The sequence below is a fragment of the Laspinema sp. D2d genome (genome assembly GCF_025370755.1).
In the GTDB taxonomy this organism is placed as follows: domain Bacteria; phylum Cyanobacteriota; class Cyanobacteriia; order Cyanobacteriales; family Laspinemataceae; genus Laspinema.
The window spans coordinates 112,327-122,379 of sequence record NZ_JAMXFC010000019.1; the positions used below are offsets into that span (position 1 = coordinate 112,327).

The following is a 10,053-nucleotide window of genomic DNA, read 5'->3' on the forward strand; positions in this document are numbered from 1 at the left end:
TTTTTCGTAACGACTGAAGTCGTTGGTTTCTTTTAATCCAGTTAATAATACAAAGTGATTCAAAACTAGACTAGATTAGGTCTTTAACTTTTTTTGCTGCATCTTATGTCTCACAAAAATATGGCGTCTCCTTCTCCAACACCGATCACCGTGCAACTCGAAGCAGATTTACACCCTAAATTCTGTTAATTTTCCTAAAGTATATTAAAGATTCCATCAAATATGGGTTACAATTAAATGCGTCTTTTCGATTAGATCTGACTCCCCCCCAAATTCATGCTAGAAATCAACGCTCCTAACTTATATTTATTTAGTTACCATCTCAAAGAAGGGTTAGGCATCAACCCAGATAGCACTCACCGGAATTATCACTCAGTTTTAGAAAAAATAGTGGGAGATATTTCTCGATTAATACCAGGTGCGATCGCCCTAGAGGGTCAAGAAACTTTCCTCGCTCTCCAGTCCCAACCCACTGCCGATTTAAAATTTAAAGGAATCCTCCATAACCATACCATTCTCGGACGCTATCTGCGGCGAAGTCTCCATCAGACTTATGCTTTAATCTTTGATGGATCGGTTCAGGAACGATATAACGCCCATCAGGTTCAGAGTTTACTAAATACCTTGAAACTGCTCACTCCTAACCCCCCTTCCCCTGAGCATTTAGGACAAACTTGGCTGATTTCGGGAGTTTGGGAACATGGCAATTCCACTCAAATCGAAAAGCTGGCAGAAGAAAGCTATAAAACCTTAATCTCTCCCGAAGGATGGCATCATCGAGGGAGTGGGGACTATGTAGGGGTGAAACTGTATGAGTTTTGGCGGACATCTGGGGGCAAGATTGGGGAGATGATTGAAGCTAATAGTTATTTACTCCTGGTTCTGTATCCCGATCGCGAAACGTTTCAAGCGGGATGGGGATTTTATGAACAATGGCAACAAGTTTTATTATCTCGTCATCAGATTATTTGGGCGGACCACCAGAGCCAAAGGCTCACACAACAACTCATCGACCAATATCAACAGATTGAGGCGATCGCAGATTATTCGGTTCGGAGTCTCCATTCGCTTAAAACTACGATGCATACTCTCTCTGGATTGTTGAGCGGATTCAGGACTTTAGAGAGGCATCTCAATTCGATGGAAATTCAGCTCGACTATTATGATAAATATTGCCATCAGTTAGAACAAGATGCTGATGGTTTAGGGTCAACCGACCTCTCTTTTTTAAACCTATTTAGCACATTAATTAAACAAAGTTACCTCCCGAGGCTTCAAGCGGATATCAATGCATTCCGTTTAAATCTGGAACGGATACAACATCTAACTCAGATGATTCAGGGTCTGGTAGAAATTCGGCAGGCCGATCGCGATCGCACGGTTAAAACCGCAGTGGGTATCGTGGGGGTCGGAGTAGTGACAGGTTGTATAATAGCCGTTGCTTCCTTCCCTCGTCCTTCCCAGATAAATCAGGTTTCTCCAGTGAATACGGGGTCAAATTTAGGATTGCCCGGGGTCTTTTTGTTAAGTGTGATTTGCGGGGGTATTGCGAGTTTAGTCACTTGGGTAACCGTGATTTTCTGGCAAAAAGTCAGGAAGTGATGGGGCGGTTGCTCCAGCGATCGCACGTTTCTCCTGCTAAAATTAAGTCTAGCACAATCATACGGAGAAACGGCTATGGTTACAGAAGTGCGATCGCCTGAACCCCAGGCAACTTTAATCTACCCGGATAGTGATGGTCAACCGATGGCAGACAATACCCAACAATTTGCGCTGATCGTCTGGATTAAAGAAAATTTAGAACGGGTCTATGCTCAAGATCCGAATGTCTTCGTTGCCGGAGATTTATTATGGTATCCCGTTGAAGGCAATAATAAGCTCAGACAAGCGCCAGATGTGATGGTAGCATTCGGACGACCCAAAGGCTATCGGGGGTCTTACCAACAGTGGAAGGAAGAGAATATCCCCCCACAAGTAGTCTTTGAAATTTGGTCTCCCGGGAACCGTCCCTCGGAAATGGCGAAGAAATTGGCGTTTTATCAGAACTACGGGGTTGAAGAATACTATCTATATCATCCCGATTTGTTGGATTTAGCGGGATGGTGCAAGTCTGAGGGGAGTTTACAACCGATCGAACAAATGGACGGTTGGGTGAGTCCCCGCCTCGCGGTGCGCTTTCAAATGGCGGAGACTGGATTGCAAATGTACCGTCCCGATGGCGAACCCTTTCTCACGACGTTGGAATTAGAGGAACTGTTGCGAACTGCTCAGGAGCGGATACGAGAAGCTGAATCTGAATTGGAACGAGAACGTCAGAAATCCCAGGTACTCGCCGATCGCCTGCGGGAAATGGGAATTGATCCAGATGAGTTGTAGGGATATCTAATCGCTCATCTGGACCCTGATGCGATCGCATTTATCCCCGGGGCGATCGCACCACTGCTGGTAAAAATTCTGGTGATAAACCCTTCCAATCCATCGGGGATTTCTCCAAAATGTCCTGAGAGATTTCAACCCGGATTACCCTCTCAAATGAGTCCATATCATGCAAATCAATTTAGAATCTTCAACTTTTGCGATCGCTCCTGGCCGTTTACGACGAGTACACCATATCGCATTTAACGTCAGGGATTTGGCCGCATCCCGCCATTTTTATGGTCAGATCCTGGGGTTACATGAACTAACTGGGGACGAAGTTCCCACCACGTTGCGGGAATTAGTCGCAACGGGGAAAGTTGCCAATTTTGTTACTCCTGATGGGATGGTTATCGATTTATTTTACGAACCCGATTTATTACCCCCAGACCCGGACCCGAAACGTGCCTTTACCCGTGCCAATCATCTCGCCTTCGATATTGATCCGCAGTTATTTGATGGCGCAGTTGAGGTACTTAAAGCGCAGCAGGTGGCGATCGATAGCGGTCCCGTTACCCGTCCCACGGGACGGGGGATCTACTTTTACGATCCGGATGGGTTTATCATCGAGATCCGGTGCAATCCTCTCGACAGTTGACCGATAAAAGTCTAATCCTAGAAGGGGTAAAGTGGGGTTTGAGACGGTGGAAACCCCCGAAGATCTCTCGTCTCCTCGGGAGGGAGTAACTCTAGCTGCCATTGGGATAAAAATACCTGAAGATTTATCTGTAAAACGGGATACCAAATGCCGATTTTGGGCCGTTGCATTTAACCTCTTCTCTTTAAAAGGGTAGGGTTTGATGTTGCCACGAAAGGTCAATCCTTCCCGAAATCATCCCCCAGATTCTCGGGTTAGGATACCTGGGCGATCGCCTCGGATATCCCCCCATGAACTGGCTGTTTAAATAAAGAAGCCTTTCGCGATCGCGAAAGGCTTTTCCATTACATCCACCGAAACGATGGTATCCCATTGCTTAGGGTCTTTGGTCACAAACCCATTTCAGAATATTTAAGCGAAAATTCATGACTTTCGCAACTTCCTGGCGTATTTGCCGCCGGAAAAATATATCCCTAATCCATGCTAAAAACAAGTTTTTTTTGGGATTTTACTGAAGAGTACAGCGGGTCAGAACCTTCGTTCCTGGGGCTGTTCCAAGGTTTATTCCCTCTCTACAGGTGGTCTTGAGAGAGAGAAACCCTGTTGATTTTCTTAAGTAGAAACTCCCAAAAAGGACTCTATATTAATGATCGCTCCCCCCGATGCTCTAAATTAAGCCGCTTCGGTTTCGCCGTCTTTCTCTGACTCGTCCACTTGAATTAAATGGATATGCTTGTAACCCAGCTTAATTTCAAACTCGTCACCGGGCTTCAACCCCATTGCTTGGGTGTAGGTTGAACCTATCACGAGTTGACCATTTTGGTGGACGGAAACCCGATAGCTTGCTTCTCTACCACGAGTGCTCTTTTTCGCTTCCGGATCCAAGGCGATGCCTCTGGCGTCGAGCAGTGCATCATAAAAGTCAGTCAGATTGACCCGAGTTTCCCCACCTTTTGTGGTGGTATAGTAACCACAAGCCTTTGCTAACTCTCGCCGGGGTAAGTTGGCGAGTTCTTTTGCCTTCTTGAGCAGCGCTTTTCCTCTTAGGGCAGTTACTGTTTCAGCCATTATTAATTCCTTACTAACTCTTCTTACAAGAATTATTATAAACGAACTTCTAAAAAATACAACACCTATTTTTAAAATTTAATTACTTAGACACTACGTTGCCGATCGGGCGATCAAAGGAATTTATCAAGTTGTGGCCCTTGGCATTGAACCGCTATTTTTTCAGTGACAGACTACTGACTCCTCTATATAGCAGAGGCTTTCTCCTTGTCACTCCATCTCCTTAAGATTCTTCACTCCCTCCTTTCCCTTAAAAGCTTTGTCTTTCAGAAAAAAGAAAACTTGATAAAATTGCCCGGATTTATGATAAGGGCTGAAATAGGCGAGGACTCAGAAGGTTATGCTCAATCCGTCCTTTCGCGACTTCCCTCATTCACATCAATTCTACCCAACTCCCCCTTCACCCGAATCACTCAGCCGTTTTGGTCTTAATAGCCTTGATTCGGTTTCCACCGAGTAAATCCACTGAAAAATTCCCCTGAATGGGATGAAGGAGATTTTTCTCTAATTAATCATCTCAGCATTAGGACAAACTTCTATTTTTAGCGCTTTCTAAAATTCTGACGAGGGAAAGTAGGGAAAGGTGGAGTGGGATGGGTATCTCACATCATGGAGATGGGGTGGATGGGTTGGATGGGGTGGATGGGGTGGATGGGGTGGATGGGGAGATGGGGGAGATGGGGGAGATGGGGTGGATGGGGGAGATGGGGTGGATAGGGGATTGCTAATGACTAACGACCAACGACCAATAACTAATGACCAATGACCAATGACAAACACCTCTAGTCTTTTACCAGGGGATCGGGGTGGTGGGGAAGGGGTCTTTATGTAACTTTGTCAGACTCAAGAGGAGGAGGAAACCCTTCAAGACTTTGGGGGGACGGGGTTTTGACCTTAAATAGGAAGGGAATTTTGCCCGGGGTCTGAGGTAAAACTTGAAACTGATTACTCAGGGGGATAGCCAGACGATCCCAAATCGATGTACCATGATCCCGGTGTTGATATCCAAACCGATTCAATCAAGAGGTCTCATGGTGTTGTCTCTTAATGAAAGGTCCTTTAAACAAGAAGTTTTAGAAGCTACCACTCCTGTTCTCGTGAATTTTTGGGCACCGTGGTGCGGTATTTGTTTGTTGATTAACCCGATTTTGAAGGGATTCGAGGCCGAATGGGGCGAAACGGTTAAAATTGCCGGAATTAATGCCGATCAAACCTTAAAGCTGGCGAGTACCTATCGGATTGCGACATTGCCTACCCTGATTTTGTTTGATGGAGGATCCATTATCCATCGCATTGAAGGGTTCCAAGGACGGGATGACCTAACTCGGGAATTAAGGTCCCTGCTCCTAAGCACTCAAAAAGGGCGTTCTTATTCCAAGTTACAACCGGCCATCAATTCCTGATGAGAATCTCTCGTCAGGAATTTTTTACAGCAAGCCACTTTTTTGGGGTTAATCACGGTCCCTGTACTGCGGGTGATTTCGTGACTTGTTCTTAAAAAGTGAAACCGCTAAACCCCATCTAGTCTAATCTGGGTGGGGTTTTTCCTTTGGGGTTGAAGGGCGAGGAAAATCGGGGGCGCAAGGGTCTTTCTTTAAGCGATCGCAGATTATATCAGAGAAGCCAACAAATGCAAATGAGTGAATATCGCTATGATATCCCTAGTCTCCCGTTTCTATGGCGGGTCTATGTCAAAATGTTAACCAGTGAGTTAACTCCGTAAAGAAGTATTTAAGTGGGCCTCAGCGATGGAACCAATTTATCAGTATGCTTGGCTGATCCCAGTTTTCCCTTTAGTAGGGGCAATGCTGGTCGGCTTGGGCCTGATTTCTTATAACAAGACGACCAATAATCTGCGGCAAGCGACCGCCGCATTCTTGGTCTCCTCCGTAGGTGCAGCAATGGTTTTGTCCTTTGCTTTGCTTTGGAGCCAAATCCAAGGACATGAACCCTACACGTACAGCCTGGAATGGGCGGCGGCGGGGAATTTTCACCTAACAATGGGTTACACCATTGACCACCTCTCGGCGCTGATGCTGGCGATCGTGACTACTGTGGCCCTGTTGGTGATGATTTACACCGATGGCTACATGGCTCATGATCCCGGATATGTGCGCTTTTACACCTACCTGAGCCTGTTTAGCTCCTCAATGTTGGGGCTGGTGATCAGTCCTAACCTGGTTCAGGTCTATATCTTCTGGGAACTGGTGGGGATGTGTTCCTATTTGCTGATCGGCTTTTGGTTCGATCGCAAACCAGCAGCAGATGCTTGTCAAAAAGCCTTTGTCACCAACCGCGTTGGCGACTTTGGTCTGCTGTTGGGGATGTTGGGCTTATATTGGGCAACAGATAGTTTTGATTTTCAAATCATGGGCGATCGCCTGCAAGATCTCGTCCAATCCGGGGCGATCGGTGCAGGCGTCGCGGCCTTGTTAGCCGTGTTAGTCTTTCTCGGACCCGTTGCCAAATCGGCTCAATTCCCCTTGCACGTCTGGCTACCGGACGCGATGGAAGGCCCCACCCCCATCTCGGCCTTAATCCACGCCGCCACGATGGTGGCTGCAGGAGTCTTCTTAATCGCCCGGATGTATCCCGTCTTTGAACATATCCCCAGCGCAATGACCGTCATTGCCTGGACCGGATGCTTCACCGCCTTCCTGGGGGCAACCATCGCCCTTACCCAAACCGACATCAAAAAAGGGTTAGCCTACTCCACCATGTCCCAACTGGGATACATGGTCATGGCAATGGGCATCGGGGCCTACAGCGCCGGATTATTTCACCTGATGACCCATGCCTACTTCAAAGCCATGCTGTTTCTCGGGTCTGGATCCGTGATTCATGGCATGGAAGAAGTGGTCGGTCATGACCCCACCCTGGCCCAAGATATGCGGTTAATGGGTGGGCTGCGGAAATTTATGCCGATTACCGCTGCTACCTTCGCGATCGGCACCCTCGCCATTTGTGGCATCCCCCCCTTTGCTGGATTCTGGTCCAAAGACGAAATCCTCGGGGCCGCCTTTGAAGCCAATCCCGCCCTCTGGGGGGTCGGCTGGCTAACCGCTGGCATGACCGCCTTCTATATGTTCCGGATGTACTTCATGACCTTTGAAGGCCCCTTCCGAGGCAACGACACCGAAATTCGTCACCAACTCAAAAGCGAAGCCGAAGCAGGGGAACCGATCCTCGCCTTTGGTCCCGGTGCAATGGACCCTCGGGAACTGGAAGCCAGCCACGATGACCACTCTCATGGTCATCACAGCGAATATCCCCACGAGTCCCCCCTAGCGATGACCTTCCCCTTGATGGCCCTGGCCGTGCCTTCGGTCCTGATTGGGTTGGTGGGAACTCCCTTTGCCAATTACTTTGAGGCATTTATTCACCCTCCCAGTGAATCCATGCTGGAAATTGCCGAACACGCCGAAGAATTCAACCTCACCGAATTTTTGGTGATGGGCGGTAGTTCCGTGGGAATTGCGTTGCTGGGGATTACCTTGGCATCCCTGATGTACTTGAGTCGGAAAATCGACCCAGGGGCGATCGCCTCCCAAATCAAACCCCTCTACTTGCTTTCTCGCAAGAAATGGTACTTTGACGAAATCTACAACTCCCTGTTTGTCCTCGGTTCCCGCCGGTTAGCCAGACAGGTGATGGAAGTCGATTATCGCGTCGTTGATGGGGCCGTCAACCTCACCGGGTTGATTACCGTCATCAGTGGCGAAGGACTCAAATACTTTGAAAACGGTCGCGCCCAGTTCTATGCCTTGATCGTCTTTGTGGCGGTTTTAGGCTTAGTCATTCTCTCCGGCGTGACTTAACCTAATTCATCTGTCGCCCAAGCAGAAGCCAGAATTCCAGCATCCTTGCCTCGGAGTTAATTCTGGCTTCTGTAGTGTGACGGGTGAGTTTTCTATACTCAATCCGGTTGGATAAAAACCCGCACCCTGAAGGGTGGAGGCTCACAGAACACTAGCGAAGCCATGCCCGTTAGGGCTATAGCCCGCCTGCGCGCGCTAAGACGAAAAAAGAAGGCTTTTGACCACTGGATTTAGTATCTTGATGAATTTTGATAGCGATCTATGAACATGGCTGAATTTCCTTGGCTGACTACAATTATCCTGTTTCCGATCGCGGCATCCCTACTCATCCCTGTTATCCCCGATAAAGATGGGCGCACGGTGCGTTGGTATGCCCTAATCGTCGGACTCATGGACTTTGCCCTCATTGTCTACACCTTCTGTAATCATTACGATCTCAGCAACCCTAACATCCAGCTTTTTGAAAGCTATTCTTGGGTTCCTGCCTTAGACCTCAACTGGTCTGTTGGGGCCGATGGATTATCCATGCCCCTAATTATCCTCACCGGATTTATTACCACCCTGGCAATTTTGGCCTCCTGGCCCGTCACCCTAAAGCCAAAACTGTTTTTCTTCTTGATTTTGGCGATGTATGGCGGACAAATCGCTGTTTTTGCCGTCCAGGATATGCTGTTGTTCTTCCTGGTATGGGAATTGGAACTGATTCCGGTGTACCTGCTGCTCTCCATCTGGGGCGGTAAAAAACGCCTCTATGCAGCCACCAAATTTATCCTCTACACCGCAGGCGGTTCCCTGTTTATCCTGCTGGCGGGCCTCGCAATGGCCTTCTACGGGGATACCGTCACCTTTGATATGCAGTCCCTGGCGGCGAAAGACTACGCCATTAACTTAGAACTGTTGCTGTATGCGGCGTTTTTAATTGCCTACGGCGTCAAACTGCCCATCTTCCCCCTGCATACCTGGTTACCCGATGCTCACGGGGAAGCGACAGCCCCCGTGCATATGTTACTCGCCGGGATTCTGCTGAAGATGGGGGGATACGCCATCATCCGCATGAATGCCCAAATGTTACCCGACGCTCACGCGGTGTTCGCACCGATTCTAGTCATCCTCGGCGTTGTCAACATCATTTATGCGGCTCTCACATCTTTTGCCCAACGCAACCTCAAACGGAAGATTGCCTATTCCTCCATTTCTCACATGGGATTTGTGCTGATTGGGATTGGGTCATTCACCGACTTAGGATTAAGCGGGGCTGTCCTGCAAATGGTCTCACATGGACTAATTGGGGCGAGCTTGTTCTTCATGGTGGGAGCAACCTACGATCGCACCCATACCCTGATGTTGGATGAAATGGGCGGCATTGGCAAAAAGATGAAAAAGTCCTTTGCCATGTGGACCACCTGTTCTTTAGCTTCCTTAGCGTTGCCGGGAATGAGTGGATTTGTGGCTGAATTAATGGTCTTTGTTGGTTTTGCCACCAGCGATGCCTACAGCCTCCCCTTCCGCGTCGTCATCGTCTTCTTAGCGGCAGTCGGCGTCATTCTTACCCCGATTTATCTCCTGTCCATGTTGCGAGAAATGCTATATGGACCAGAGAATAAGGAATTAATCGAACATGAAGCCCTGATTGATTCCGAACCTCGGGAAGTATTTATCATTGCTTGCCTGCTGGTGCCGATTATTGGGATTGGGTTATATCCCAAGATTCTCACCCAAATCTACGATGCCACCACGGTACAGTTAACCGCCAGATTGCGGAACTCAGTACCCACGTTGGCGGGAAGCGCATCCGTTGCGTTAGGAGAACCAATGGAAGCCCCTGCAATTGGTAATAGTCGGTAGGTTATCCATCCTTTAAGGACAGCAGTCCGTTACAGAAAAGGCAGTTTTAATGAACTGCCTTTTTTTATACTATATCCTTGTGCTGAGAGGGTGACAACGGAGGTCAAACCCAGACGGGGCAATTGTTTGAGATAATGGAGAAGTCGTAAAAAAGCGGGTGGCCCTTGGAGCCACCCTAACCAAAAATGTTAAAGACATTATACCACTCGTTATTACGCATTCATCTGAGCGGAAGTCAAGCAAAGACCTTAGAAATCTTAGTTCTGATGCTTCAAAGTTATCGAAACGTCAGATTATCAACTCTCGCCA

Annotated in this window: 8 protein-coding genes and 1 pseudogene; 8 read left to right on the forward strand and 1 reads right to left on the reverse strand. The window is 48.0% G+C overall.

Annotated elements, in window-relative coordinates:
* Window positions 1–276 precede the first annotated feature (276 nt).
* The 3 genes from NG796_RS14450 (at window position 277) to NG796_RS14460 (ending at window position 3,013) form a co-directional block, all read left to right on the forward strand.
* Window positions 277–1,602, forward strand: coding sequence for a hypothetical protein (locus NG796_RS14450; RefSeq protein ID WP_261207538.1), 1,326 nt, complete (start codon window positions 277–279; stop codon window positions 1,600–1,602).
* Between the two features lie 75 nt (window positions 1,603–1,677).
* Window positions 1,678–2,376: a Uma2 family endonuclease gene (locus tag NG796_RS14455; protein WP_261207539.1), complete on the forward strand. Its 699-nt coding sequence runs from the start codon at window positions 1,678–1,680 to the stop codon at window positions 2,374–2,376.
* 169 nt (window positions 2,377–2,545) lie between these two features.
* Window positions 2,546–3,013 carry a VOC family protein gene (locus NG796_RS14460; protein WP_261207540.1) on the forward strand — a complete coding sequence of 156 codons (468 nt, stop codon included), beginning with the start codon at window positions 2,546–2,548 and terminating at the stop codon, window positions 3,011–3,013.
* 672 nt (window positions 3,014–3,685) lie between these two features.
* Here the strand turns inward: NG796_RS14460 and NG796_RS14465 are convergent.
* On the reverse strand, window positions 3,686–4,081 hold the full coding sequence (locus NG796_RS14465; RefSeq protein ID WP_261207541.1) for an AbrB family transcriptional regulator: 396 nt from the start codon (window positions 4,079–4,081) through the stop codon (window positions 3,686–3,688).
* 593 nt (window positions 4,082–4,674) lie between these two features.
* Between NG796_RS14465 and NG796_RS14470 the strand changes: the two genes are divergently transcribed.
* The 5 genes and pseudogenes from NG796_RS14470 to NG796_RS14490 all read left to right on the forward strand — a co-directional run.
* The gene (locus tag NG796_RS14470) at window positions 4,675–4,809 is read left to right on the forward strand and encodes a hypothetical protein (protein ID WP_261207542.1); all 135 of its coding nucleotides are present in this window, start codon (window positions 4,675–4,677) and stop codon (window positions 4,807–4,809) included.
* 303 nt (window positions 4,810–5,112) lie between these two features.
* Window positions 5,113–5,484 (forward strand): thioredoxin family protein, encoded by a 372-nt coding sequence (locus tag NG796_RS14475; protein ID WP_261207543.1) that lies wholly within the window; start codon window positions 5,113–5,115, stop codon window positions 5,482–5,484.
* A 345-nt stretch (window positions 5,485–5,829) separates the two neighbouring features.
* Window positions 5,830–7,899: an NAD(P)H-quinone oxidoreductase subunit 5 gene (locus NG796_RS14480; RefSeq protein WP_261207544.1), complete on the forward strand. Its 2,070-nt coding sequence runs from the start codon at window positions 5,830–5,832 to the stop codon at window positions 7,897–7,899.
* A 267-nt stretch (window positions 7,900–8,166) separates the two neighbouring features.
* A complete protein-coding gene (gene ndhD1, locus NG796_RS14485; protein WP_261207546.1) occupies window positions 8,167–9,744 on the forward strand; it encodes a photosynthetic/respiratory NAD(P)H-quinone oxidoreductase subunit D1 in 1,578 nt (525 codons plus the stop codon).
* A 185-nt stretch (window positions 9,745–9,929) separates the two neighbouring features.
* A pseudogene (locus NG796_RS14490) lies at window positions 9,930–10,053 on the forward strand (IS4 family transposase); the annotation flags it as partial.